The organism is Pseudomonas sp. WS 5412 (assembly GCF_012985615.1).
In the GTDB taxonomy this organism is placed as follows: domain Bacteria; phylum Pseudomonadota; class Gammaproteobacteria; order Pseudomonadales; family Pseudomonadaceae; genus Aquipseudomonas; species Aquipseudomonas shahriarae.
Map to the genome: position 1 here is coordinate 332,783 of NZ_JAARMB010000001.1, position 23,180 is coordinate 355,962.

The window sequence follows — 23,180 nt, forward strand, 5'->3', positions numbered from 1 at the left end:
CAAGCCCGCTCCCACATTTGATTGTGCCCGCCTTTAGTTAGGCGGCCTGCTGGAACTGCTGGCGATACTGGTTCGGCGACAGTTCCGTGTGCTGCCTGAACAGTCGCGCAAAAAAGCTCGCATCGTCGTAGCCCACCTCATAGCTGATGGTCTTGATGCTCTTGCGGCTGCCCGACAACAACCCCTTGGCTGTCTCGATGCGCAGGCGTTGCAGGTAGTGCAGCGGCTTGTCGCCGGTAGCGGTCTGGAAGCGCCGCATAAAGTTGCGGATGCTCATGCCGTGTTCTCGGGCCACGTCTTCAAAGCGGAACTTGTCGGCGAAGTGCTCTTCGAGCCAATGCTGGATCTGCAGGATGATCACATCCTGGTGCAGCTTCTGCCCACCAAAACCGATGCGTCCCGGCGCGTAGCTGCGCTGCACTTCGTAAAGGATGTCGCGGGCCACGGCCTGGGCGATGTTGGCGCCGCAGAAGCGCTCGATCAGATAAATGTAGAGATCGCAGGCTGACGTGGTGCCCCCGGCGCAGTACAGGTTGTCGGCGTCGGTCAGGTGCTTGTCCTGATTGAGCTGGACCTTGGGGAAGCGTTCGCTGAAGGCGTTGAAGAAGCGCCAGTAGGTGGTCGCCTCCTTGCCATCGAGCAGGCCGGCTTCGGCGAGCCAGAACACCCCGGTGGCCTCACCGCATAACACCGCCCCGCGCGCATGTTGCTCGCGCAGCCAGGGCAGGATCTGTGGGTAGCGTTTGCTCAGGGCGTCGAAGTCATCCCAGAAGGCCGGCAGCACAATGATATCGGCGTTTTCCAGGCCGCCGTCGACCGGCATGATCACATCGCTGAAGCTGCACACCGATTGCCCGTCGGGGCTTACCAGGCGGGTTTCAAAGGCTGGCGTGAGGCCCAGGCCCTGCTGTTTGCCGTAACGCAGGCTGGCGAGGTGGAAGAAATCCTTGGCTTGCATGAGGGTGGAAGCAAACACCCGGTCAATGGCCAAAATGCTGACGCGCCGCAAGGGCGTGGAGACGAGGTTAGACATAATTTCGATTATTCTTATAGGGGAAAGTGGTCAACTAACGGCTGGATCGTCTTATTTTTTGTCGCATGTGTCCAGTGTCCTGTGACGTCCGTGCAGCTTAGGCTCTGTGATCTTGTTTTTGTCCGACAATCGACGCAGGTGACTCATGATTCCCAGAACCTTGTTCAGCTCCGAGCACGAACTCTTCCGCCAGAGCGTGCGCACCTTCCTCGAAAAAGACGCGGTGCCGTTCCATGCGCAATGGGAAAAGCAGGGCCATATTGATCGCGCCCTGTGGAGCAAGGCGGGGGAGGCGGGGATGCTGTGCTCGCACCTGCCGGAAGAATATGGCGGCCTGGGCGCGGACTTTCTCTACAGCACCGTGGTGATCGAAGAGATCGGCCGCCTGGGGCTGACCGGGATTGGCTTCTCCCTGCATTCGGACATTGTTGCGCCGTATATCCTGCATTACGGCAGCGAGGCGCTGAAGCACAAGTACCTGCCCAAGCTCGTTTCCGGGGAGATGGTCACGGCCATTGCCATGACCGAGCCGGGTGCCGGGTCGGACCTGCAAGGGGTCAAGACCACCGCCGTGCTGGACGGCGATGAGTATGTAATCAACGGCTCCAAGACGTTTATTACCAATGGCTTCCTGGCGGACCTGGTGATTGTGGTGGCCAAGACCGATCCCAAGGCCGGCGCCAAGGGCACCAGTCTGTTTCTGGTCGAGGCCAATACGCCGGGCTTCGATAAGGGCAAGCGCCTGGAAAAGGTCGGGATGAAGGCTCAGGACACCTCCGAGCTGTTCTTCCAGGACGTGCGGGTGCCCAAGGAGAACCTGCTGGGCCAGGCGGGGATGGGCTTTGCCTACCTGATGCAGGAGCTGCCCCAGGAGCGCCTGACCGTGGCGATCGGCGCCCTGGCGTCGGCCGAGGCGGCGCTGCAATGGACCCTGGACTACACCCGCGAGCGCAAGGCGTTCGGCAAGGCGATTGCCGACTTCCAGAACACCCGCTTCAAGCTGGCGGAGATTGCGACCGAGGTGCAGATTGGTCGGGTGTTTGTCGACAAGTGCCTGGAACAGCACCTGCAAGGCAAGCTGGATGTGCCGACGGCGGCGATGGCCAAATACTGGACCACTGACCTGCAATGCAAGGTGCTCGATGAGTGTGTGCAGTTGCACGGCGGCTACGGTTACATGTGGGAATACCCGATTGCCCGGGCCTGGGCGGATGCGCGGGTACAGCGCATTTATGCGGGGACCAATGAGATCATGAAGGAGATCATTGCGCGGGCGCTTTGAATCTCTGGTGCTGTTGAGGGCCCCATCGCAGGCAAGCCAGCGCCCACATTACCGATCAAATGTGGGTGCTGGCTTGCCTGCGATGGCGGCCTAAAGGTCAATCAAGGCGCAGGATTCGGGTGATCCTTCTGAATCGCCTCGATCCCGTCCAACACCTCTTTCGACAGTTTCAGATCAGCACTGGCGATATTGCTGTCCAACTGCGCAAGCGTCGTCGCGCCAATGATATTGCTGGTCACAAACGGCTGCTGCGTGACAAACGCCAGGGCCATCTGCGCCGGGTCCAGGCCGTGCTCGCGGGCCAGGGCCACATAGCGGCTGCACGCGGCTTCCGATTGCGGGTTGAAGTAGCGGCTAAAGCGGCTGTAGAGGCTCAAACGACCCTCGGCCGGCCGTGCGCCGCCTTCGTACTTGCCGCTGAGCATGCCGAATGCCAGTGGCGAATATGCCAGCAAGCCGCATTGCTCACGGATGGCGACTTCTGCCAGGCCCACTTCAAAGCTGCGGTTGAGCAGGTTGTAGGGGTTCTGAATCGATACCGCGCGGGTCCAGCCGCGGGCCTCGGCCAGGGCCAGGAACTTCATGGTGCCCCACGGCGTTTCATTGGACAGGCCGATATGGCGGATCTTGCCGGCCTTGACCTGCTCGTCGAGGGCTTCGAGGGTTTCTTCCAGCGGTGTGAGGTCGGGCTCTTCCTGGTGCTTGTAGCTCAGTTGGCCGAAGAAGTTGGTGCTGCGTTCCGGCCAGTGCAGTTGGTACAGGTCGATCCAGTCGGTCTGCAGGCGCTTGAGGCTGGCGTCCAGGGCGTCGACGATGTGCTTGCGGTTGTGCTTGAGCTGGCCGTCGCGGATGTAGTCGATGGTGTTGCCGGGGCCGGCGATCTTGCTGGCGAGGATCCAGTCGGCGCGGTCGCCCCGACTCTTGAAGTAGTTGCCGATGTAGCGTTCGGTGGTGGCGTAGGTGTCAGCCTTGGGGGGGACCGGGTACATTTCTGCGGTATCGAGGAAGTTGATCCCCGCACCTTTGGCTCTTTCAATCTGGGCGAAGGCCTCTGCCTCGGTGTTTTGCTCGCCCCAGGTCATGGTCCCGAGGCAGATCGCGCTCACGTTCAGATCGGTCCGGCCCAGCTGTCGATAATCCATCGGGTGCTCCTTCGGGGAAAACAATCATAAAAGCAGGTTGAATTTTTTTTCGCAATCTGCATAATTGCCCACCTCTTTCTGCAGTGGAAGTGATGCGCCGCCTGCCGAAGAATCTTGCCGTTGAACGGACGCGCTGACCCGAGCCCCCGATAGCGTCTGTATCCGGCTGCCTTTGACTTGTCAAAGTACGCACTATTCAGTAAGATCCGCCGTCTAATTTACAGGGCGGCCCCTGAGGCTATTAAAGAATGACAACTTTTACTGCAAAACCGGAAACAGTTCAGCGCGACTGGTTTGTCGTCGACGCCGCTGGTCAGACCCTGGGTCGTCTGGCCACTGAAGTCGCCAGCCGTCTGCGTGGCAAGCACAAGCCTGAGTACACCCCTCACGTTGATACCGGTGACTACATCGTAATCATCAACGCTGAGCAGGTTCGTGTAACCGGCAACAAAGCAAGCGACAAAATGTACTACCGTCACTCCGGTTTCCCAGGCGGTATCAAGTCTTCGAACTTCGAAGGCCTGATTGCCAAGAAGCCTGAAGCCCCGATCGAGATCGCGGTTAAAGGTATGCTGCCGAAGGGCCCACTGGGTCGCGACATGTATCGCAAGCTGAAAGTCTATGCGGGCGCTGCTCACCCTCATGCTGCTCAGCAGCCCCAAGAACTGAAGTTTTAACGGAATAGTTCATTATGTCGGCGACTCAAAATTACGGCACTGGCCGTCGCAAAACCGCAACCGCACGCGTTTTCCTGCGTCCGGGCACTGGTAACATCTCGATCAACAACCGCACTCTGGACAACTTCTTCGGCCGCGAAACTGCCCGCATGGTAGTTCGTCAGCCGCTGGAACTGACCGAGACCGTTGAAAAGTTCGACATCTACGTCACCGTTATCGGTGGCGGTGTAAGTGGTCAAGCTGGCGCAATCCGCCACGGTATCACTCGCGCTCTGATGCAGTACGACGAAACCCTGCGCGGCGCTCTGCGCAAAGCTGGCTTCGTGACTCGCGATGCCCGTGAAGTTGAACGTAAGAAAGTCGGTCTGCGTAAAGCGCGTAAGCGTCCGCAGTACTCGAAGCGTTAATTCGCTTTACGTTCCACAAAAACGCCCAGCCTCCTCGCGGAGCTGGGCGTTTTTTATTGCCCGCTTTTTATGCAGGTTTTTTCTGTGTGACAACTTGCCACATCCGTAGACCCCCTATACTACAAGGCTTGGGGCTTAGGCTCCGGGTAATTACCTTGTCAGAGGTGGGGCTTTTCATTACCATTCGGCAAAATTTTTATAAGTTCAGATTTAATACTTAGTAGACGCCTGATTTAACAGGCCAAAAAGCTGATGGGAGAGGACTGAATGAGCAATGACGGCGTGAATGCAGGCCGGCGTCGCTTCTTGGTAGCAGCCACATCCGTTGTGGGTGCTGCAGGAGCGGTGGGGGCTGCGGTCCCGTTCGTGGGGTCATGGTTTCCCAGTGCCAAGGCGAAAGCCGCAGGTGCACCGGTGAAGGTGAATGTCAGCAAGATCGAGCCAGGCCAGCAGATGATTGCTGAGTGGCGCGGCCAGCCAGTATTCATCGTTCGTCGTACCGAGGAAATCCTGGGGAATCTGAAGAAAATCGAGGGCCAGTTGTCTGACCCCGAATCCAAGAATTCCGAACAACCCGCCTACGCCCAAAACGAAGCGCGTTCGATCAAGCCAGAGATTCTGCTGCTGGTCGGTCTTTGCACGCACCTGGGCTGCTCGCCGACCTTCCGCCCGGAAGTCGCGCCTGTGGATCTGGGCAAGGACTGGGTTGGCGGCTATTTCTGCCCTTGCCACGGTTCCCACTACGACCTGGCCGGTCGCGTCTACAAATCCCAGCCTGCTCCGTTGAACCTGCCGGTTCCGCCGCACAACTACGAATCTGACGACGTTATTGTCATTGGTGTCGATAAGGAGAGCGCGTAATGAGCAAGTTCATGGATTGGGTGGATGCGCGCTTCCCCGCCACCAAAATGTGGGAAGACCATCTCAGCAAGTATTACGCGCCGAAGAACTTCAACTTCTTCTATTTCTTTGGCTCCCTGGCATTGCTGGTACTGGTCAATCAGATCGTGACCGGTGTCTGGCTGACCATGAGCTACACCCCGTCGGCGGAAGAAGCGTTTGCCTCCGTCGAATACATCATGCGCGACGTCGAGTACGGCTCGATCCTGCGTCTGTTGCACTCCACTGGCGCTTCGGCGTTCTTCATCGTGGTCTATCTGCACATGTTCCGTGGCTTGCTCTACGGCTCGTACCAGAAGCCGCGTGAGCTGGTGTGGGTGTTTGGCATGCTGATCTACCTGGCACTGATGGCAGAGGCCTTCATGGGCTACCTGCTGCCTTGGGGCCAGATGTCCTACTGGGGTGCCCAGGTGATCATCTCGCTGTTTGGCGCGATCCCGGTCATCGGCAACGACCTGACCCAGTGGATCCGTGGTGACTACCTGATTTCGGGCATCACCCTGAACCGCTTCTTTGCCTTGCATGTGGTGGCCTTGCCGATCGTGATTCTCGGTCTGGTGGTGCTGCACATCCTGGCGCTGCACGAAGTGGGTTCGAACAACCCGGACGGCGTGGACATCAAGAAGCACAAGGACGAGAACGGCATTCCGCTGGACGGCATTCCTTTCCACCCTTACTACACCGTGAAAGATATCGTCGGCGTGGTGGTGTTCCTGTTTGTCTTCTGCTCGATTGTGTTCTTCTTCCCGGAAATGGGCGGCTATTTCCTCGAAAAGCCTAACTTCGAACAGGCGAACGCATTCAAGACTCCGGAACACATTGCCCCGGTCTGGTACTTCACGCCGTTCTACGCCATTTTGCGGGCGATCCCCGACAAGCTCATGGGCGTTATCGCCATGGGTGCGGCCATTGCGGTGCTGTTCGTGTTGCCTTGGCTCGACCGTAGCCCGGTCAAGTCCATGCGCTACAAGGGCTGGCTGAGCAAAATCTGGCTGTGGGTGTTCTGCATCTCGTTCGTGATCCTGGGCGTGCTGGGCGTACTGGCGCCGACCCCTGAGCGGACGTTGTTGTCGCAGGTCTGCACCTTCCTGTACTTCGCCTACTTCATTCTGATGCCGTTCTACACCCGGCTCGAGAAGACAAAACCGGTTCCGGAAAGGGTGACTGGCTGATGAAAAAATTATTCGCTGCATTGATTCTTGCTGCCCTGCCGGCACTGTCCTTCGCGGCCGGGTCTGGCGTGGCACTGGAAAAAGTCGACATTGACGTTTCTGACAAGGCTGCCATGCAAGACGGCGCCCGTACGTTCGCCAACTACTGCATGGGCTGCCACAGCGCCAAGTTCCAGCGTTACGAGCGCGTGGCCGATGACCTGGGCATCCCTCATGAGCTGATGCTCAAGAACCTGGTGTTCACCGGTGCCAAGATTGGCGACCACATGAACATCGGCATGCAACCGGCCGACGCCAAGGCCTGGTTCGGGGCTGCACCGCCCGACCTGACCCTGGTAGCACGCGTACGTGGTACCGACTGGCTGTATGGCTACCTGAAATCGTTCTACGAAGACCCTACGCGCCCATGGGGCGTGAACAACAAGGTCTTCCCGAACGTGGGTATGCCTAACGTGCTGGTCGGCCTGCAAGGCCGTCAGGTGGTCGGATGCAAGCAGGTTCAAGTCGTGGAAAACGGCAAGAAGCAATATGACCCGCTGACCGGCACGCCGTTGACCCACGAAGCCTGTGACCAACTGACCATCGTGCCCAAGAGCGGCGCGCTGAACGAGGAGCAGTTCGACGAGAAGGTCAAGAACCTGGTGACCTTCCTGGCTTACTCCGCCAACCCGGTCAAACTGGAGCATCAACGCATCGGTACCTATGTGTTGCTGTACCTGGCTTTCTTCTTCGTATTCGCTTATTTGCTCAAGCGTGAATACTGGAAGGATGTGCATTGATCCAACCTTAGGCAATTGCTGTTAATCTTGCGCGCCCAGCGACGTCTCTGAACGGGTAACGCTCTGGTTGATCCAGGTGTTACAGGAGATGCTTTCTGGGCGCGCTCGTTTTTGAGCTTTCGATAATTTCAACAAGCGAGGAGGACCGCCATGGGCGTGACCAACCGGTTGGCCTGTTACTCCGACCCCGCCGACCACTATTCCCACCGAGTACGCATCGTGCTCGCAGAGAAGGGTGTCAGCGCCGAGATCATCAGTGTGGAGGTGGGACGTCACCCGCCGAAACTGATCGAAGTGAACCCTTACGGCAGCTTGCCCACCCTGGTCGATCGTGACCTGGCGTTGTGGGAGTCAACCGTGGTGATGGAATATCTGGATGAGCGTTACCCCCATCCACCTTTGCTGCCGGTGTATCCGGTGGCGCGTGCCAACAGCCGCCTGCTGATCCATCGGATCCAGCGTGACTGGTGTGGGCTGGTGGATCTGATTCTGGATACACGCAGCAAAGAAGCGGCCCGTGTGCAGGCGCGTAAGGAATTGCGCGAGAGCCTGACCGGCGTTTCTCCATTGTTCGCCGACAAACCTTTTTTCCTCAGTGAGGAACAAAGCCTGGTGGATTGCTGCCTATTACCCATACTCTGGCGTTTGCCGATTCTGGGCATTGAACTGCCGCGGCCTGCCAAGCCGCTGCTTGATTACATGGAGCGCCAGTTTGCGCGTGAGGCTTTCCAGGCAAGTCTGTCTGGCGTCGAACGTGATATGCGCTAAGGCTTAAGGAGCCGTTGATGAACTCCAGTCGACCTTACCTGGTCCGCGCGCTCTACGAGTGGATTGTGGACAACGATTGCACCCCGCATATGCTGGTCAATTCCGAGTTTCCTGCGGTGCAGGTGCCACAAGGTTTTGCCAGTGACGGACAGATTGTCCTGAACGTTTCGCCCAGTGCCGTGCGTCAACTGCACATGGACAATGAAGCGGTCAGCTTTGAAGGGCGTTTTGGTGGGGTACCCCATACGCTCTATGTGCCCATCGGCGCGATCCTGGGCATTTATGCCCGGGAGAATGGCCAGGGCATGGTGTTTGATCTGGAGTCGTCCCTTGAAGACGACGAAGCGATTGAAATTGAAGATGATCTGCCGCCACCTGATTCCGAGCCACCGCGCCCTAGCGGCCGGCCGAGCTTGAAAGTGGTGAAGTGACAAAACATGCGCCTTCGGGCATGTGTTGAAAATGCCCCGGCTTAGGCTGGGGCATTTTTTTGCGCGCGATAAACCTTGGGCAAATCATGCAGGGCGGTGATCGTACAACTCGCTTGGGCTATGATGCCCTTTTGAATCATCGAGATAGTTGCCTGCCCATGGAAAACCTCAGCACAGCCCCGCGTCTTCCCCGCAAGCGCCGTAGCCTTGCCCAGGAACTGGTCACGGTGTTGTCCGAACAGATCCGCGATGGCCAGCTCAAGCGTGGCGACAAACTGCCCACCGAGTCAGCCATCATGGAAGCCCATGGGGTCAGCCGCACGGTGGTGCGCGAGGCAATCTCGCGGCTGCAGGCAGCCGGGCAGGTGGAAACCCGGCATGGCATCGGCACCTTTGTGCTGGATACGCCGAGCCCCAGCGGGTTCCGCATTGATCCGGCGACCGTGGTCACGCTGCGTGATGTACTGGCGATCCTCGAATTGCGCATCAGCCTGGAAGTGGAGTCTGCTGGTCTCGCGGCCCAGCGTCGCAGTGACGAGCAGTTGGCAGCGATGCGCGCGGCCCTCGATGCCCTGAATGAAAGTGCAGCGCACGCCAGTGATGCGGTAGCGTCGGACTTCCAGTTCCACTTGCAGATTGCCCTGTCCACCGGCAACCGTTACTTCACCGATATCATGACCCACCTGGGCACCAGCATTATTCCACGGACCCGCCTGAATTCTGCGCGCCTGGCCCATGACGACCAGCAGCACTACATGAGCCGCCTGAGCCGTGAGCACGAAGAGATTTATGAGGCGATCGCCCGTCAGGATTCAGATGCGGCGCGGGCGGCGATGAGATTGCATTTGACCAATAGTCGAGAGCGGCTGCGCCAGGCTCATGAAGAAGCGCAGGCGCAGCGGGGGTAATTCGGTGATTGCTAGGGAGGCATTTACGCCAGGAAAAAGTCGATTTGCTTAACGTCGCCATCTTTGATTTGGAAGTTTTTGCCTATGATCAATTCAGGCGGATCACCATCAAGTTGAACGGTATCTCCGATATTGGGTAGCTGCACAGCATCGATATTCTGTGTCGCTGCTTTGAATTTATTGGATTTGGATGTAAATGTGCATTTTCTAGTAGCCATGGCATGCCTCACTATTTCTCGATTACTGAAGGGCCTCCAGGGTGACTGCACCTCTTGCGGCTGAGGTTGCCCGGTGGTGGCGTTCAATCTAGGGGCGACGGGTACATCGCTGATACTGTCAGAGTTCACAGTGACGACGAACGGTCCCCTGTATACGAGTCATCCGTACACAGGGGCGCTGTGGCTACATCAAGGCAGCGGGTTATTTGGCTTGTAGTCCTTAAGCAACAGATACGTACTCCACCCCCACCAATCATTGGTCCACTGCTTGTCATTCAAGTTGTTGACGTCCTTGCGCCGCAACACCTTGTCGCCTTCGGCCTTGAACAGCGGCGAAAAGTTATTCGCTGGATTGTTCGCCGCGTTCAAGTCCGGCACATGCAGTGGTGCCTTGAATGTGGCCGGGGAGGGCGCGATACCGCTGATGTACGCGTCGAAGATCTCATCGGCCGAAGCCTGTACCGCACGCTTGACCTGAGTGCGGTTGGCGGCGTCATTGCTATCGAAGTAGCGTTTGTCGCCATAGGCATGCCACTCGTCGCCCAGGGCATTGCGTACATTGAGCCCGAACTTGCTGTCTTCATCGTGCATAAAGCGGCTGATCAACGACCCCAGTTCACCCGGTGTCACCACGGCCGCCAGTTGTTTGCGTGGGACGCGCAGGTGCCCTGCGGAAAACAGGTCGGTCAAAAAGTGATCAGCAAAGCTGTTCATGGCGTAAGCCAGTTCCAATTGCTGGCTACTGCCGCTTTGGTGAGCCACCACCGCTTGTTGCAGGGCGGCAGAATGCCCGGCCAGGTAGGCAGACAGCGCCCACTCGCCGAAATGGTCGGCATTATCGGCCGCCAGCTTCAAGTAGCGCCCCAGGGGAACCATGGCTGAAACCACGCTGCCGCCGCCGGTGATACGGTTCCACTCTTCAGACAACGTATCTCCTAGTGCGTCGTAGGCCTCATGGGGTTGCTTGCCATCCTGAATGGCCTGCTTCACTGCGTTGATCTCTTTTTGCATGACCGCGAGGATTTTGCCCGCTTCCTCCCGTGACGCCGGCAAAGTCGCCAGCGAGTTAAACGCGGCGGTGAAGCGCTGCACACGCTCGGTGGGTGACGCACCGTCACTGATGGGCTGGCCGGGAATTCCGTAGAAGTCACCGCCCAGGGAGATGATCTGACCATAGGTCAGGGCCAGGCCGTTGGGTAGTTGAAGCTTGACTTGCGCGCCCGGAATAGAGGGCGCGCCCTGCACGAAGCGCAGCTGGGTGTCATCGCCAATGGCGGTGTGCTCGCCGCCTTCAAAGCGCAGGGAGGGGAGGGTTTTGCGGGTAATGACCGATTCAAGTTCTGACATGTTAGCTCCTTGCTATGTCGTAGGAATCTTCCTTGATAACTGTATGTATATACAGTTACTGCGAGAATAGAGGAATAATTTCCTACGTCAAGGCGCTCGCTACTAATGACCTCGAAATACCGGCAAGCCGACAAAAGAAGATTGACGAACATTTTTATAGTTGTACGATGACGTACCACATAAATAATAACGTTCCAGTCTTCGTCTTTGCCCAGGGTGTTCAAATAATGAATCCACAAGAACTGAAGTCCATCCTCTCCCACGGTCTGCTGTCTTTCCCGGTCACCGATTTCAATGCCCAGGGTGAGTTCCACCCGGCGGGCTATATCAAGCGCTTGGAGTGGCTGGCCCCGTATGGCGCCTCTGCGTTGTTTGCGGCGGGCGGCACCGGTGAGTTTTTCTCCCTGGCAGCCAGTGAATACGCCCAAGTGGTGAAAACCGCAGTCGATACCTGCGCTACCAGCGTGCCGATCCTCGCCGGTGTCGGCGGCTCCACCCGCCAGGCCATCGAGTACGCCCAGGAAGCCGAGCGCCTGGGAGCCAAGGGCCTGCTGCTGTTGCCGCACTACCTGACCGAAGCCAGCCAGGATGGCGTCGCCGCCCATGTCGAGGCGGTGTGCAAGTCGGTAAAAATCGGTGTGGTGGTCTACAACCGCAACGTCTGCCGCCTGACCGCGCCGCTGCTGGAGCGCCTGGCCGAACGTTGCCCGAACCTGATCGGCTACAAGGATGGCTTGGGTGATATCGAGCTGATGGTGTCGATCCGCCGTCGTCTCGGTGATCGTTTCAGCTACCTGGGCGGCTTGCCGACTGCAGAGGTTTACGCCGCTGCCTACAAGGCCCTGGGCGTGCCGGTGTACTCCTCGGCAGTCTTCAACTTTATTCCCAAGACCGCGATGGACTTCTACCACGCGATTGCCCGGGAAGATCACGCCACCGTCAACAAGATCATCGACGACTTCTTCCTGCCTTACCTGGACCTGCGTAACCGCAAGGCCGGCTATGCCGTGAGCATCGTCAAGGCGGGCGCAAAAATCGCCGGCTATGACGCAGGCCCGGTACGTACCCCGCTGACCGATCTGCTGCCAGAAGAATACGAAGCCCTGGCCGCGCTGATCGACAAGCAAGGTGCGCAGTAACCCATTAATAAAGCCGCTGAGTGATCAGCGGCTTTTTGCGTAAGGAGAAGAGGCGTGTCCCAAGCCAAGCGTTTTGACAACTACATCGGCGGCCAATGGGTGGCCGGTGCGGACTACTCAAGCAATATCAACCCGTCGGATCTGTCGGATGTCATCGGCGATTTCGCCACGGCCGACCTGGCCCAGGTCAACGCCGCCATCGACGCGGCCCGCGCGGCGTTCCCGGCGTGGTCGACCTCCGGCATCCAGGCCCGGCATGACGCCCTGGATAAAGTCGGCAGCGAGATCCTCGCCCGCCGTGAAGAACTCGGTACGCTGCTGGCCCGCGAAGAGGGCAAGACCCTGCCGGAAGCCATCGGCGAAGTGACCCGTGCCGGTAATATCTTCAAGTTTTTTGCCGGCGAGTGCCTGCGCCTGTCCGGTGATTACCTGCCGTCGGTGCGCCCTGGGGTCAATGTCGAAGTCACCCGCGAAGCCTTGGGCGTGGTGGGCCTGATTACCCCGTGGAACTTCCCGATTGCCATCCCCGCCTGGAAAATCGCCCCGGCCCTGGCCTACGGCAACTGCGTGGTGCTCAAGCCGGCAGACCTGGTGCCCGGCTGTGCCTGGGCCCTGGCCGAAATCATCTCCCGCGCCGGCTTCCCCAGTGGTGTGTTCAACCTGGTGATGGGCAGCGGCCGCGTCGTCGGCGATGCGCTGGTCAACAGCCCGCAGGTCGATGGCATCAGCTTTACCGGCTCCGTGGGCGTGGGCCGACAGATCGCAGTCAGTTGCGTGTCGCGCCAGGCCAAGGTGCAGTTGGAGATGGGCGGCAAAAACCCGCAGATCATTCTCGACGATGCCGACCTCAAGCAGGCCGTCGAGTTGTCGGTGCAGAGCGCGTTCTACTCCACCGGCCAGCGTTGCACGGCGTCCAGTCGCTTTATCGTCACGGCGGGGATCCACGACCGATTCGTCGCGGCCATGGCCGAGCGCATGCAGTCGATCAAGGTCGGCCATGCCCTGCACGCTGGCACCGATATCGGTCCGGTGGTGTCTCAGGCCCAACTGGACCAGGACCTGAAATACATTGACATCGGCCAGGGCGAGGGTGCGCGGCTGGTCAGCGGTGGTGGCTTGGTGACGTGTGACACCGAAGGTTACTTCCTGGCGCCGACTCTGTTCGCCGACAGCCAGGCCGCCATGCGCATCAGCCGTGAAGAAATCTTCGGCCCGGTGGCCAATGTAGTGCGCGTGGCGGACTACGAAGCGGCACTGGCCATGGCCAACGACACCGAATTCGGTTTGTCGGCAGGCATTGCCACCACCTCGCTCAAGTATGCCAACCACTTCAAGCGCCACTCCCAGGCAGGGATGGTGATGGTCAACCTGCCGACGGCGGGTGTGGATTATCACGTTCCCTTTGGTGGGCGTAAGGGCTCATCCTACGGTTCGCGTGAGCAAGGTCGCTATGCGCAAGAGTTCTACACCGTGGTGAAAACCAGCTACATCGGCTCGTAAACGCAATACGTGTGGGAGCCGGCAATCCAGCTCCCACAAAAAAGCAGTGCGCAGCACCAAAACCATTACCCGCAAAAAAAATAATTAGTGGGAGTACATCTACATGCAAGCGACCAAGCCGACGCACGTCCGTTATTTGATCTTGCTCATGCTGTTCCTGGTGACCACGATCAACTACGCCGACCGCGCCACCATCGCCATCGCAGGTTCCAGCCTGCAAAAAGACCTCGGCATCGACGCGGTCACCCTCGGTTATATCTTCTCTGCGTTCGGTTGGGCCTATGTGGCCGGGCAAATCCCCGGCGGCTGGCTGCTCGACCGTTTCGGCTCGAAAAAAGTCTATGCCCTGAGCATCTTCACCTGGTCGCTGTTCACCGTGCTGCAAGGCTATGTCGGTGAGTTCGGGGTCTCCACCGCCGTGGTGGCGCTGTTTATGCTGCGATTCTTGGTGGGCCTGGCAGAGGCGCCATCCTTCCCCGGTAACGCACGGATTGTCGCGGCCTGGTTCCCCACTGCCGAACGCGGTACGGCTTCGGCGATCTTCAACTCGGCGCAGTACTTCGCCACCGTGTTGTTTGCACCGCTGATGGGCTGGATCGTCTACAGCTTCGGCTGGCAGCACGTGTTTATCGTGATGGGGGTGATCGGCATCGTGTTCTCGCTGATCTGGCTGAAAGTAATCTACAGCCCGCGCCAGCACCCGCTGATCAACGAAGCCGAGTTCAACCACATCGCTGCCAACGGGGCGATGGTCGATATGGATCAGGACAAGGCCAAGGGTAAGAAAACCGACGGGCCGAAGTGGGATTACATCCGCCAGTTGCTGACCAACCGCATGATGCTCGGGGTCTACCTGGGCCAGTACTGCATCAACGGTATTACTTACTTCTTTCTCACCTGGTTCCCGGTGTACCTGGTGCAGGACCGTGGCATGACCATCCTCAAGGCCGGTTTTATTGCCTCGCTGCCGGCGATCTGCGGTTTTATCGGCGGCGTGCTGGGCGGGGTGATTTCCGATTACCTGCTGCGCAAGGGCCACTCCCTGACCTTCGCTCGCAAGGCGCCGATCATTGCCGGTTTGTTGGTCTCCAGTAGCATCATTGCCTGCAACTACGTGGATGTGGAATGGATGGTGGTCGGCTTTATGGCCCTGGCCTTCTTCGGCAAAGGCGTTGGCGCACTGGGTTGGGCGGTGGTGTCTGACACCTCGCCGAAACAAATCGCCGGCCTCAGCGGCGGCTTGTTCAACACCTTCGGCAACCTGGCTTCCATCACCACGCCCATCGTGATTGGCTACATCATCAGCACCACCGGTTCGTTCAAGTGGGCCCTGGTGTTCGTTGGCGCCAATGCGCTGGTGGCGGTATTCAGCTACCTGGTGATCGTCGGCCCGATCAAGCGCGTGGTGCTCAACGAGCCACCGAGCAAAGGCCCCGAGTTGACTAACCTTTCCCAAGCGCAATCCTGAAGGGGCCGTGTGATGCAGTTGATTGAACATGCCGACTCGCCGCGCTCCATTCGTCTGCACGAGCGCGACAACGTAGTAATCGTGGTCAATGACCAGGGCGTGCCGGCGGGCACCGAGTTCCCGGACGGCCTGGTGACCGTGGAGTTCATCCCCCAGAGCCACAAGGTGACCCTGGAAGATATCCCGCAAGGTGGTCAGATCATTCGCTATGGCCAAACCATCGGTTACGCCTTGCAGCCGATACCGCGCGGCAGTTGGGTCCAGGAAGATCAACTGCGCATGCCTACCGCACCGCCGCTGGACAGCCTGCCGCTGTCCACCGAGGTCCCCGAGGCCCAGGCGCCATTGGAAGGCTTTACTTTCGAAGGCTATCGCAATGCCGACGGCACCGTCGGTACGCGCAATATCCTTGGCATCACCACCACTGTGCAGTGTGTGACCGGCGTGCTGGACCATGCGGTCAAGCGCATCAAGGACGAGTTACTCCCCAAGTACCCGAATGTCGATGACGTAGTGGCACTGACCCACAGCTACGGCTGTGGCGTGGCCATTACCGCCACCGACGCCTATATCCCGATCCGCACTGTGCGCAACCTGGCACGCAACCCGAACCTGGGGGGCGAAGCGCTGGTGATCAGCCTGGGCTGCGAGAAATTGCAGGCCGGGCAAGTGATGCACGACAACGACAGCTCGGTGGACCTCAGCGAGCCGTGGCTGTACCGCCTGCAGGACGCCAGCCACGGCTTCAGTGAAATGATCGAGCAGATCATGGCGCTGGCCGAAGTCCGCCTGAAGAAACTCGACCTGCGCCGGCGGGAAACCGTACCGGCCTCGGAGCTGATCCTCGGCATGCAATGCGGCGGCAGCGACGCGTTTTCCGGGATCACCGCCAACCCGGCGCTGGGTTACGCCTCGGACTTATTGCTGCGGGCCGGGGCGACGGTGATGTTTTCCGAAGTCACTGAAGTGCGCGATGCCATTTACCTGCTGACCTCCCGTGCCGAGAGCCAAGACGTTGCCCGGGAACTGGTACGGGAAATGGACTGGTACGACCGCTATCTGGCCAAGGGCGAGGCCGACCGCAGCGCCAACACCACGCCGGGCAACAAGAAGGGCGGGTTGTCGAACATCGTCGAGAAGTCCCTGGGCTCCATCGTCAAATCCGGCAGCAGCGCGATCAACGGCGTACTGGGGCCGGGCGAGCGCTTCAAGGGCAAAGGCCTGATCTTTTGCGCGACACCGGCCAGCGATTTTGTCTGCGGCACCTTGCAACTGGCGGCGGGGATGAACCTGCACGTCTTCACCACCGGTCGCGGCACGCCTTACGGGCTGGCGATGGCGCCGGTGGTGAAGGTCTCGACCCGCACGGAACTGGCCCAGCGCTGGCCAGACCTGATCGATATCGACGCCGGACGCATCGCCACCGGCCGTGCGACCATCGAGGAGCTGGGCTGGGAGTTGTTCCACTTCTACCTGGATGTAGCCAGTGGCAAGAAGCAGACCTGGGCCGAGCGGCATAAATTGCACAATGACATTACGTTGTTCAATCCGGCGCCGATCACCTGAGACCGTGTCGCATCATCGCGGGCTTGCTCGCGATGGCGACCTGCCGGGCGCAATGGTGCTGGATGTTTTATGATTAGCCACCTACTGACCCTCACCAAGGTTCTCCCTGGCATGCTGGCTATCTTCCTGCAAACCCTGACCATCACCGCGCCGGTGTTTGCCATGCTGTTCCTGGGCGTCCTGCTCAAGCGCATCAACTGGATCAACGACGACTTTATCCACACTGCGTCGGCCTTGGTGTTTAACGTCACCATGCCGGCGTTGCTGTTTCTGGGGATTCTGCATGCCGACCTGCATTCGGCGCTCAAGCCAGAACTGCTGATCTATTTCTCGGTTGCGACGTTGGTCGGCTTCGCCCTGGCCTGGGGTTGGGCGATTTTCCGTTGCCCGCGTGAGGACCGGGGTATTTATGCCCAAGGTGCATTTCGTGGTAACAACGGGGTGATTGGCCTGGCACTGGCGGCCAGTATGTACGGCGACTACGGGATTTCCCTTGGCGCGATCCTCGCCGCCCTGGTGATCCTGTTCTACAACACCCTGTCGACCATAGTGCTGGCGGTCTACAGTCCGGTGATCAAGTCCGATCCGTGGAGCATCTGCAAAAGCGTGTTGGCCAATCCATTGATTATCAGCGTGATTGCGGCCACACCCTTCGCGTATTTCCAGATTGGCTTGCCCGGCTGGCTGGAAAAGTCCGGGCAATACCTGGCAGATACAACATTGCCATTGGCGTTGATCTGTATCGGCGGCACGTTGTCCATGGCGGCCCTGCGGAAAAGCGGCAGCATTGCCCTGAGCGCCAGCCTGATGAAGATGATCTGGCTGCCCCTGGTGGCGACTGCCGGCGCGTGGCTGTACGGGTTCCGCGGGCCGGAACTGGGGATCCTGTTCTTGTATTTCGGCGCGCCGACGGCCGCCGCCAGTTTTGTCATGGCTCGCGCGGCCCAGGGCAACCACGAGTTGGCGGCAGCGATCATTGTGATCACCACCTTGATGGCGGCGGTGACCACTAATATCGGGATCTTCGTGTTGCAGGCGGGTGGCTGGATCTGAAATGTTCTGGTGAAGGTGTGCACAATCAAAATTGTGGGAGCGGGCTTGCCCGCGATAGCGATCTGACAGTCACTGCGGGCCTGACTGATACGCCTCAATCACTTCCTGCGCCGCCCGAAACGCATCAATCGCCGCCGGCACGCCGGCATACACCGCGCAATGCAGCAGCGCCTCGCGAATTTCTTCAACAGTACAGCCATTATTCAGTGCGCCGCGCACATGGCCCTTGAGTTCCTGCGGGCACTTCAAGGCGGTCAATGCCGCGAGTGTAATCAGGCTGCGGGTCTTCAGTGGCAGGCCTTCACGGTTCCACACCCCGCCCCAGGCATGTTCGTTGACGAAGTCCTGCAGTGGCTGGGTGAATTCGGTGGCATTGCCCAGCGCGCGGTCGACAAACACATCACCCATGACCTGGCGACGCATTTGCTCGCCGGATTTCGGTTGATCGGTCATTGCGATTCCCTCTTGTGGTGTTGGCGGCGCCAGGCTCGCAGCGAGGTGAACAACAGGAAAGCCACCAGCGCTGGCAGGACGTAGTACAGCATCAGTTGTTCGAGTTTATTGGCCAGCGGCATGCCGGTGGTGAACGACAGCACATGCAGCCCATACGCCAGATACAACCCCAGCAGCAGCAAGCCTTCGGCGCGGGTAATGCGGTAGCCGGTGTAAAACACCGGCAAGCACAACACCACGACGCCGAGCATTACCGGCAGGTCGAAATCCAGGGCATTGGGCGATACCGACAAGGGCGACGGCGCCACCAGCGCGGTAAATCCCAGTACCCCCAACAGGTTGAACAGGTTGCTGCCGATCACGTTGCCCACCGCAATCTCCCGCTCGCCGCGTATGGCGGCGATCAGGGATGTGGCGAGGCACGGCAGGGAGGTACTGACGGCAACAATGGTCAGGCCGATTACCCGCTCGGACAGGCCCAGGTCGCCGGCCACTTCCACAGCCGCCCCGAGTACCAGATGCCCGGCGAACACCAGCAGCACGAGCCCACCGATCATCCACAGCAAACTGCTCAACCACGGCGCCTGCACCACGGTGTCGCGGGTCCGTGGGCGGCGCGAATGGCGGGTCTGGTACAGCAACAGGGCGAGGTAGGCGAGTAGGGCGACCAGCAAGGTCAGGCCGTCAAGCGGGGTCAGGGCTTCATCGCTGGCGAGAATAAACAGCAGCAGGCTGGCGCCGATCATCACCGGGATATCCAGGCGCACCAGTTGGCGCGACACGCGCAAGGGAATGATCAGCGCCGACAGGCCCAGGGTGACGAGGATATTGAAGATGCTGCTGCCGATCACACTGCCCACGGCAATATCGGTATTGCCGGCCAGGGTGGCCTGCAGGCTGACGGCGATTTGCGGCGCGCTGCTGCCAAAGGCCACGATGCTCAAGCCAATGATCAGCGGCCTGACCTTGAGGCTGGCGGCCAGGCGCACGGCGGCGCGTACCAGCATTTCGGCGCCGGCAATCAGCAGCAGCAGGCCGCTGATCAGTTCAATCAGGCTGATGGGCGAGAGGGCGCTTAATCCGAAAATGGTCAGGGCTCCGACAGTCAGTTGCTCAGGGCTTGTACGCGCACGCGCGCGGTTCCGCTGCGCAGCATACCCAACTGTTCGGCGGCCTGGCGTGAAAGATCAATCAGTCGGCCACGGGTGTGTGGGCCGCGATCATTGATGCGTACCACCACGGATCTATCGTTGGACAGGTTGGTGACCTGCACCCGCGTGCCGAATGGCAGGCGTCGGTGGGCGGCGGTCATTGCGTGTTGGTTGAAGGGTTCACCGCTGGCGGTTTTCTTGCCGTGGTGCTTGGCGCCGTAGTAGGACGCGGTGCCGGTTTCGTCGTAACCGTTGGGGTCGATCAGGCCACTGGCGCAGCCGGTGAGCAGGGAGAACAGGGCGCAGAGGCCGAGTAGACGCTTCATTATCAAAATATCCCCATCACAAATGTGGGAGCGGCGGTGCGACGATTCGAATCGTCGCACCGCCGCTCCCACATGGGGTCCGAGTCGCAAGTAAAATCCCGCTCGGACCATTCATTGCTATCAGCCTTCGAGCTTGCTCTTGAGCAATTCGTTCACCTGTTGCGGGTTGGCCTTGCCTTTGGAGGCTTTCATCGCCTGGCCCACAAAGAAGCCGAACATCTTGCCGCGCTTGGCTTCATCCGCCGCACGGTATTGCTCGACCTGCTCGGCGTTGGCCGCCAGCATTTCATCCAGCACGGCCGAGATGGCGCCGCTGTCGGTGACTTGCTTGAGGCCGCGCTTCTCGATGATCTCGTCGGCGTTGCCTTCACCGCTGGCCATGGCCTCGAATACGGTCTTGGCGATTTTGCCGGAGATGGTGTTGTCCTTGATGCGCAGCAACATGCCGCCCAGTTGTTCGGCCGAGACCGGGGCTTCGTCGATTTCCAGGCCCTGTTTGTTCAACAGGCTGCCCAGCTCGACCATGACCCAGTTGGCGGCCAGCTTGGCGTCACCGGCAATGCTCACGACTTTTTCGAAGTAGTCGGCTTGCTCGCGGCTCGAAGCCAGCACACTGGCGTCATACACCGACAGACCGAACTGCGCCTGGAAGCGCTCGCGTTTTTGCGGTGGCAATTCCGGCAGGGTGGCGCGCACGTCATTGAGGAACGAATCCTCGAGCACCACTGGCAACAGGTCCGGATCGGGGAAGTAACGGTAGTCGTTGGCTTCCTCTTTGCTGCGCATGGCACGGGTTTCGTCTTTGTTCGGGTCGTACAGGCGGGTCTGCTGGATCACTTTGCCGCCGTCTTCGATCAGCTCGATCTGGCGACGGACTTCGGTGTTGATCGCCTTCTCGATGAAACGGAACGAGTTGACGTTCTTGATCTCGCAGCGGGTGCCGTACTCGACCTGGCCTTTTGGCCGCACCGACACGTTGCAGTCGCAACGCAGGGAGCCTTCGGCCATGTTGCCGTCGCAGATGCCCAGGTAGCGCACCAGCGCGTGGATGGTCTTGACGTAGGCCACGGCTTCCTTGGCACTGCGCATGTCCGGCTCGGACACGATCTCCAGCAGCGGCGTGCCGGCGCGGTTCAGGTCGATGCCGGTGGCGCCATTGAATTCTTCATGCAGGCTCTTGCCGGCATCTTCTTCCAGGTGCGCACGGGTCACGCCGACGCGTTTGATCGTGCCGTCTTCCAGAGGGATATCCAGGTAGCCCTTGCCGACGATCGGCAATTCCATCTGGCTGATCTGGTAGCCCTTGGGCAGGTCCGGGTAGAAGTAGTTCTTGCGCGCAAACACGTTGTGCTGGCCGATCTCGGCGTCAATCGCCAGGCCGAACATCACCGCCATGCGCACCGCTTCCTGGTTCAGTACTGGCAGTACGCCAGGCATGCCCAGGTCTACCAGGCTGGCCTGGGTGTTGGGCTCGGAGCCGAACGTGGTGGCGCTACCGGAGAAAATCTTCGATTGGGTGGCGAGCTGGGTATGAATCTCCAGCCCGATCACAACTTCCCATTGCATAGTGTTCTCCTCAGAAGCCGGTTGGGGTGCGAGTGTGCCAGTCAGTGTGCAACTGGTACTGGTGCGCCACATTGAGCAAGCGGCTTTCCTGGAAATACGGGGCGAGTAGTTGCACGCCCACTGGCAAACCGTCGACAAAGCCTGCAGGCATGGACAAGCCCGGCAGGCCGGCGAGGTTGGCGGTGATGGTGTACAGGTCTTCCAGGTATTCGGCGATCGGGTCGCCGGTCTTGGCGCCGATCTTCCAGGCCGGGTTTGGCGTGGTTGGGCCGAGGATCACGTCGACTTCATTAAAGGCTGCCATGAAGTCGTTCTTGATCAGGCGACGGATCTTTTGCGCCTTGAGGTAGTACGCGTCGTAGTAACCGGCCGACAGGGCGTAGGCACCGACCATGATCCGGCGTTGTACTTCCACGCCGAAACCTTCGCCACGGGAGCGCTTGTACAGGTCGGTGAGGTCTTTCGGGTCTTCACAGCGGTAGCCGAAACGCACGCCGTCGAAGCGCGACAGGTTCGACGAGGCCTCTGCCGGGGCGATCACGTAGTACGCCGGAATTGCGTGCTGGTTGTTCGGCAGGCTGATTTCCTTGATCACCGCGCCGAGCTTTTCCAGCTCCTTGACGCTGTTATGCACCAGCTCGGCGATACGCGGGTCGAGGCCGGCGCTGAAATACTCTTTCGGCACGCCGATGCGCAGGCCTTGGATCGAGGTATTGAGGCTGGCGCTGTAGTCCGGCACCGGCTCATCAATGCTGGTGGAGTCCTTCGCATCGAACCCGGCCATGCCTTGTAACAATATTGCGCAGTCTTCGGCAGTGCGGGCCAAAGGGCCGCCCTGGTCGAGGCTGGACGCGTAGGCAATCATGCCCCAGCGGGAAACACGACCGTAGGTCGGTTTCAGGCCGGTGAGGTTGGTGAACGCGGCAGGCTGGCGGATCGAGCCGCCGGTATCGGTGGCTGTGGCGGCCGGAAGCAGGCGGGCGGCCACGGCTGCAGCCGAACCACCGGACGAACCGCCGGGCACGTGCTCCAGGTTCCACGGGTTTTTCACCGCGCCGTAGTAGCTCGATTCGTTGGCCGAGCCCATGGCGAATTCGTCCATGTTGGTCTTGCCCAGGGTCACGGCCCCGGCTTCGGCCAGCTTGGCGACCACGGTCGCATCGTAGGGCGCCTTGAAGTTGTCGAGCATCTTCGAGCCGCAGCTGGTGCGGATGCCCTGGGTGCAGAACAGGTCCTTGTGACCGATTGGCGCACCCAGCAGCGCGCCGCCTTCACCGTTGGCGCGACGGGCGTCAGCGGCCTTGGCCTGGCTAAGGGCCAGCTCTTCGGTGAGGCTGATGAAGCTGTTGACCTTCGGGTCCAGCGCGGTGATACGCGCCAGCAGGGCCTTGGTCAGCTCTTCGGAAGAAAACTTTTTGTCGGCGAGACCGCGGGCGATCTCGGCCAGAGTCAATTGATGCATTGCAGGCTCTTTCCCTTTAGTCGATGACTTTCGGAACCAGGTACAGGCCGTTTTCGACCGCTGGTGCGATGGACTGGTAGGCCTCGCGATTATTGCGTTCGGTCACGACGTCTGCGCGCAGGCGCTGGCTGGCTTCCAGTGGGTGGGCCAGGGGTTCGATGCCATCGGTATTCACCGCTTGCATCTGGTCGACCAGCCCGAGAATGCTGTTCAGGGCTGCGGTGGTCTGTGGAAGATCGGCTTCATTGAGGCCCAGGCAGGCCAAATGAGCGATTTTTTCCACGTCGGAGCGTTCAAGCGCCATGGGATTCTCCAGTGGAAAACAGAACGGAAGCTATCCGTGTGTTAGATTGTCGGAACACTACCGCATTTCTACGGTCATAAGGCCGCGATTGTGGGGTTAGGTGCACAGAAAGTCGGCCAATTTAGCAC

The 23,180-nt window shown here is 59.7% G+C and carries 24 protein-coding genes; 14 read left to right on the forward strand and 10 right to left on the reverse strand.

Annotation, left to right across the window (positions count from 1 at the left end):
* Positions 1-37: 37 nt before the first annotated feature.
* Positions 38-958, reverse strand: a complete 921-nt coding sequence (locus tag HBR94_RS01625) for a GlxA family transcriptional regulator (RefSeq protein ID WP_169866093.1) — start codon at positions 956-958, stop codon at positions 38-40.
* Positions 959-1,178: 220 nt separating this feature from the next.
* Between HBR94_RS01625 and HBR94_RS01630 the strand changes: the two genes are divergently transcribed.
* The gene (locus tag HBR94_RS01630; RefSeq protein ID WP_115129003.1) at positions 1,179-2,315 is read left to right on the forward strand and encodes an acyl-CoA dehydrogenase family protein; all 1,137 of its coding nucleotides are present in this window, start codon (positions 1,179-1,181) and stop codon (positions 2,313-2,315) included.
* 101 nt (positions 2,316-2,416) lie between these two features.
* On the opposite strand, the gene HBR94_RS01635 is transcribed toward HBR94_RS01630, so the two are convergent.
* Positions 2,417-3,457: an NADP(H)-dependent aldo-keto reductase gene (locus tag HBR94_RS01635; protein ID WP_169959768.1), complete on the reverse strand. Its 1,041-nt coding sequence runs from the start codon at positions 3,455-3,457 to the stop codon at positions 2,417-2,419.
* Between the two features lie 248 nt (positions 3,458-3,705).
* Between HBR94_RS01635 and rplM the strand changes: the two genes are divergently transcribed.
* From rplM to HBR94_RS01675, 8 genes are all read left to right on the forward strand, one after another.
* Positions 3,706-4,134 (forward strand): 50S ribosomal protein L13, encoded by a 429-nt coding sequence (gene rplM / locus HBR94_RS01640; RefSeq protein ID WP_029291908.1) that lies wholly within the window; start codon positions 3,706-3,708, stop codon positions 4,132-4,134.
* A gap of 14 nt (positions 4,135-4,148) precedes the next feature.
* Positions 4,149-4,541: a 30S ribosomal protein S9 gene (rpsI, locus tag HBR94_RS01645; RefSeq protein ID WP_003171743.1), complete on the forward strand. Its 393-nt coding sequence runs from the start codon at positions 4,149-4,151 to the stop codon at positions 4,539-4,541.
* A gap of 267 nt (positions 4,542-4,808) precedes the next feature.
* A complete protein-coding gene (gene petA / locus HBR94_RS01650; protein ID WP_032860120.1) occupies positions 4,809-5,402 on the forward strand; it encodes a ubiquinol-cytochrome c reductase iron-sulfur subunit in 594 nt (197 codons plus the stop codon).
* A complete protein-coding gene (locus HBR94_RS01655) occupies positions 5,402-6,613 on the forward strand; it encodes a cytochrome bc complex cytochrome b subunit (RefSeq protein ID WP_003188526.1) in 1,212 nt (403 codons plus the stop codon). Before petA ends, HBR94_RS01655 begins: the two co-directional genes overlap by 1 nt.
* Positions 6,613-7,392 (forward strand): cytochrome c1, encoded by a 780-nt coding sequence (locus HBR94_RS01660; protein ID WP_057438069.1) that lies wholly within the window; start codon positions 6,613-6,615, stop codon positions 7,390-7,392. The genes HBR94_RS01655 and HBR94_RS01660 overlap by 1 nt, the downstream gene beginning before the upstream one ends.
* A gap of 150 nt (positions 7,393-7,542) precedes the next feature.
* Positions 7,543-8,160 carry a glutathione S-transferase N-terminal domain-containing protein gene (locus tag HBR94_RS01665; protein WP_027604841.1) on the forward strand — a complete coding sequence of 206 codons (618 nt, stop codon included), beginning with the start codon at positions 7,543-7,545 and terminating at the stop codon, positions 8,158-8,160.
* 17 nt (positions 8,161-8,177) lie between these two features.
* A complete protein-coding gene (locus tag HBR94_RS01670; protein ID WP_057438071.1) occupies positions 8,178-8,591 on the forward strand; it encodes a ClpXP protease specificity-enhancing factor in 414 nt (137 codons plus the stop codon).
* A gap of 158 nt (positions 8,592-8,749) precedes the next feature.
* Entirely contained in the window at positions 8,750-9,499 is a 750-nt protein-coding gene (locus tag HBR94_RS01675) for a FadR/GntR family transcriptional regulator (RefSeq protein ID WP_057958438.1), read from the forward strand.
* A 23-nt stretch (positions 9,500-9,522) separates the two neighbouring features.
* Here HBR94_RS01675 and HBR94_RS01680 read toward each other — a convergent pair whose 3' ends face one another.
* On the reverse strand, positions 9,523-9,717 hold the full coding sequence (locus HBR94_RS01680) for a hypothetical protein (protein WP_170044049.1): 195 nt from the start codon (positions 9,715-9,717) through the stop codon (positions 9,523-9,525).
* A gap of 189 nt (positions 9,718-9,906) precedes the next feature.
* Positions 9,907-11,064, reverse strand: coding sequence for a phospholipase (locus HBR94_RS01685; RefSeq protein WP_170044050.1), 1,158 nt, complete (start codon positions 11,062-11,064; stop codon positions 9,907-9,909).
* Positions 11,065-11,291: 227 nt separating this feature from the next.
* On the opposite strand from HBR94_RS01685, the gene kdgD reads away from it, so the two are divergent.
* The 5 genes from kdgD (at position 11,292) to HBR94_RS01710 (ending at position 17,790) form a co-directional block, all read left to right on the forward strand.
* On the forward strand, positions 11,292-12,203 hold the full coding sequence (gene kdgD / locus HBR94_RS01690) for a 5-dehydro-4-deoxyglucarate dehydratase (RefSeq protein WP_057438078.1): 912 nt from the start codon (positions 11,292-11,294) through the stop codon (positions 12,201-12,203).
* Between the two features lie 54 nt (positions 12,204-12,257).
* Positions 12,258-13,703 carry an aldehyde dehydrogenase family protein gene (locus tag HBR94_RS01695; protein WP_057958440.1) on the forward strand — a complete coding sequence of 482 codons (1,446 nt, stop codon included), beginning with the start codon at positions 12,258-12,260 and terminating at the stop codon, positions 13,701-13,703.
* Positions 13,704-13,806: 103 nt separating this feature from the next.
* Positions 13,807-15,171: an MFS transporter gene (locus HBR94_RS01700; RefSeq protein WP_029291889.1), complete on the forward strand. Its 1,365-nt coding sequence runs from the start codon at positions 13,807-13,809 to the stop codon at positions 15,169-15,171.
* A 12-nt stretch (positions 15,172-15,183) separates the two neighbouring features.
* On the forward strand, positions 15,184-16,737 hold the full coding sequence (gene garD, locus HBR94_RS01705) for a galactarate dehydratase (RefSeq protein ID WP_169989520.1): 1,554 nt from the start codon (positions 15,184-15,186) through the stop codon (positions 16,735-16,737).
* Between the two features lie 111 nt (positions 16,738-16,848).
* Complete coding sequence (locus HBR94_RS01710) at positions 16,849-17,790, forward strand: AEC family transporter (protein WP_057438376.1); 942 nt, start codon at positions 16,849-16,851, stop codon at positions 17,788-17,790.
* A 69-nt stretch (positions 17,791-17,859) separates the two neighbouring features.
* Here the strand turns inward: HBR94_RS01710 and HBR94_RS01715 are convergent, their stop codons facing one another.
* The 6 genes from HBR94_RS01715 to gatC all read right to left on the reverse strand — a co-directional run bounded on the left by HBR94_RS01715 (position 17,860) and on the right by gatC (position 23,052).
* Positions 17,860-18,243: a carboxymuconolactone decarboxylase family protein gene (locus HBR94_RS01715; RefSeq protein WP_057958446.1), complete on the reverse strand. Its 384-nt coding sequence runs from the start codon at positions 18,241-18,243 to the stop codon at positions 17,860-17,862.
* A complete protein-coding gene (locus tag HBR94_RS01720) occupies positions 18,240-19,298 on the reverse strand; it encodes a calcium/sodium antiporter (RefSeq protein ID WP_178112772.1) in 1,059 nt (352 codons plus the stop codon). The genes HBR94_RS01715 and HBR94_RS01720 overlap by 4 nt, the downstream gene beginning before the upstream one ends.
* A gap of 50 nt (positions 19,299-19,348) precedes the next feature.
* A complete protein-coding gene (locus tag HBR94_RS01725; RefSeq protein WP_057958448.1) occupies positions 19,349-19,720 on the reverse strand; it encodes a septal ring lytic transglycosylase RlpA family protein in 372 nt (123 codons plus the stop codon).
* A gap of 120 nt (positions 19,721-19,840) precedes the next feature.
* The gene (gene gatB / locus HBR94_RS01730) at positions 19,841-21,286 is read right to left on the reverse strand and encodes an Asp-tRNA(Asn)/Glu-tRNA(Gln) amidotransferase subunit GatB (protein ID WP_057438093.1); all 1,446 of its coding nucleotides are present in this window, start codon (positions 21,284-21,286) and stop codon (positions 19,841-19,843) included.
* Positions 21,287-21,296: 10 nt separating this feature from the next.
* Entirely contained in the window at positions 21,297-22,748 is a 1,452-nt protein-coding gene (gatA, locus tag HBR94_RS01735; protein WP_057438095.1) for an Asp-tRNA(Asn)/Glu-tRNA(Gln) amidotransferase subunit GatA, read from the reverse strand.
* Positions 22,749-22,764: 16 nt separating this feature from the next.
* Positions 22,765-23,052 carry an Asp-tRNA(Asn)/Glu-tRNA(Gln) amidotransferase subunit GatC gene (gene gatC / locus HBR94_RS01740; protein WP_003216077.1) on the reverse strand — a complete coding sequence of 96 codons (288 nt, stop codon included), beginning with the start codon at positions 23,050-23,052 and terminating at the stop codon, positions 22,765-22,767.
* Positions 23,053-23,180: the final 128 nt, after the last annotated feature.

Bases quoted from the DNA above. Each gene is read 5' to 3' on its own strand.
- HBR94_RS01625 (WP_169866093.1), bottom strand. From the start codon at position 958: ATGCAAGCCAAGGATTTCTTCCACCTCGCCAGCCTGCGTTACGGCAAA.
- HBR94_RS01630 (WP_115129003.1), top strand. From the start codon at position 1,179: ATGATTCCCAGAACCTTGTTCAGCTCCGAGCACGAACTCTTCCGCCAG.
- HBR94_RS01635 (WP_169959768.1), bottom strand. From the start codon at position 3,457: ATGGATTATCGACAGCTGGGCCGGACCGATCTGAACGTGAGCGCGATC.
- rplM (WP_029291908.1), top strand. From the start codon at position 3,706: ATGACAACTTTTACTGCAAAACCGGAAACAGTTCAGCGCGACTGGTTT.
- rpsI (WP_003171743.1), top strand. From the start codon at position 4,149: ATGTCGGCGACTCAAAATTACGGCACTGGCCGTCGCAAAACCGCAACC.
- petA (WP_032860120.1), top strand. From the start codon at position 4,809: ATGAGCAATGACGGCGTGAATGCAGGCCGGCGTCGCTTCTTGGTAGCA.
- HBR94_RS01655 (WP_003188526.1), top strand. From the start codon at position 5,402: ATGAGCAAGTTCATGGATTGGGTGGATGCGCGCTTCCCCGCCACCAAA.
- HBR94_RS01660 (WP_057438069.1), top strand. From the start codon at position 6,613: ATGAAAAAATTATTCGCTGCATTGATTCTTGCTGCCCTGCCGGCACTG.
- HBR94_RS01665 (WP_027604841.1), top strand. From the start codon at position 7,543: ATGGGCGTGACCAACCGGTTGGCCTGTTACTCCGACCCCGCCGACCAC.
- HBR94_RS01670 (WP_057438071.1), top strand. From the start codon at position 8,178: ATGAACTCCAGTCGACCTTACCTGGTCCGCGCGCTCTACGAGTGGATT.
- HBR94_RS01675 (WP_057958438.1), top strand. From the start codon at position 8,750: ATGGAAAACCTCAGCACAGCCCCGCGTCTTCCCCGCAAGCGCCGTAGC.
- HBR94_RS01680 (WP_170044049.1), bottom strand. From the start codon at position 9,717: ATGGCTACTAGAAAATGCACATTTACATCCAAATCCAATAAATTCAAA.
- HBR94_RS01685 (WP_170044050.1), bottom strand. From the start codon at position 11,064: ATGTCAGAACTTGAATCGGTCATTACCCGCAAAACCCTCCCCTCCCTG.
- kdgD (WP_057438078.1), top strand. From the start codon at position 11,292: ATGAATCCACAAGAACTGAAGTCCATCCTCTCCCACGGTCTGCTGTCT.
- HBR94_RS01700 (WP_029291889.1), top strand. From the start codon at position 13,807: ATGCAAGCGACCAAGCCGACGCACGTCCGTTATTTGATCTTGCTCATG.
- garD (WP_169989520.1), top strand. From the start codon at position 15,184: ATGCAGTTGATTGAACATGCCGACTCGCCGCGCTCCATTCGTCTGCAC.
- HBR94_RS01710 (WP_057438376.1), top strand. From the start codon at position 16,849: ATGCTGGCTATCTTCCTGCAAACCCTGACCATCACCGCGCCGGTGTTT.
- HBR94_RS01715 (WP_057958446.1), bottom strand. From the start codon at position 18,243: ATGACCGATCAACCGAAATCCGGCGAGCAAATGCGTCGCCAGGTCATG.
- HBR94_RS01725 (WP_057958448.1), bottom strand. From the start codon at position 19,720: ATGAAGCGTCTACTCGGCCTCTGCGCCCTGTTCTCCCTGCTCACCGGC.
- gatB (WP_057438093.1), bottom strand. From the start codon at position 21,286: ATGCAATGGGAAGTTGTGATCGGGCTGGAGATTCATACCCAGCTCGCC.
- gatA (WP_057438095.1), bottom strand. From the start codon at position 22,748: ATGCATCAATTGACTCTGGCCGAGATCGCCCGCGGTCTCGCCGACAAA.
- gatC (WP_003216077.1), bottom strand. From the start codon at position 23,052: ATGGCGCTTGAACGCTCCGACGTGGAAAAAATCGCTCATTTGGCCTGC.